Source organism: Streptomyces sp. SID12501 (genome assembly GCF_010550245.1).
Lineage (GTDB): Bacteria > Actinomycetota > Actinomycetes > Streptomycetales > Streptomycetaceae > Streptomyces.
The window spans coordinates 1-592 of record NZ_JAAGLU010000285.1 but is presented as its reverse complement, the minus strand read 5'-3'; the positions used below and the strand labels follow the sequence as shown (position 1 = coordinate 592).

1 pseudogene is annotated in these 592 nt (G+C 74.8%); it reads right to left on the bottom strand.

Annotation, left to right across the window (positions count from 1 at the left end):
- Positions 1–385: 385 nt before the first annotated feature.
- Positions 386–592 (bottom strand): annotated as a pseudogene (locus G3I71_RS45770) (transcriptional regulator); the annotation flags it as partial.

The window sequence follows — 592 nt, the reverse complement described above, 5'->3', positions numbered from 1 at the left end:
GTACGGGTGCGGACCCCGTCACCGAGCGGCCGGACCACCTGGAGCGCAAGCGGGCTCCCGGCCTCGGGCAGAGGGTCCCCGGCCGGGCTCCAGAAGGCGACCCGCCCCTCACGGGGCACGACGGCCGGGAGGAACACGGCGGCGCACCGGAGCAACGACGCCACCGACTGAGGCAGCGGCTGCGGTCGGCCTTGCGCTTGGGTGCGCGTCTGCGATTGCGTCTGCGATTGCGTTCGCGGGTGCGGCACCACGGCGTCGTCCCCCTTCCCGTCCTGCTCGCCCGGCTCCACCCGGTCATGGCGGATCCACTGCCGTCGAGTCTAGGCGCGCCCACCGACAATGGCGCTGACCTGCGACGGAAAGCCCGACCCCGAGGCTTTCCGGGCTACTTCGCCCAGCGGCCCAGCTCGCTCGCGAAGCCGTACTCGGGCCGGCCCGCGGTGGCGCTCGTCCGCCAGGGCCGGCCGTTGTCGTCGAGGCGGAGCGTGCCGGATCCGGCGGGGCCGCTCCAGCGGAGTTCGAGGAACCAGTCGCAGTCGCAGCCCGTGGCGGCGGCCACCACCCGCAGCACGGCCGGTTGCGCCGCCGACAC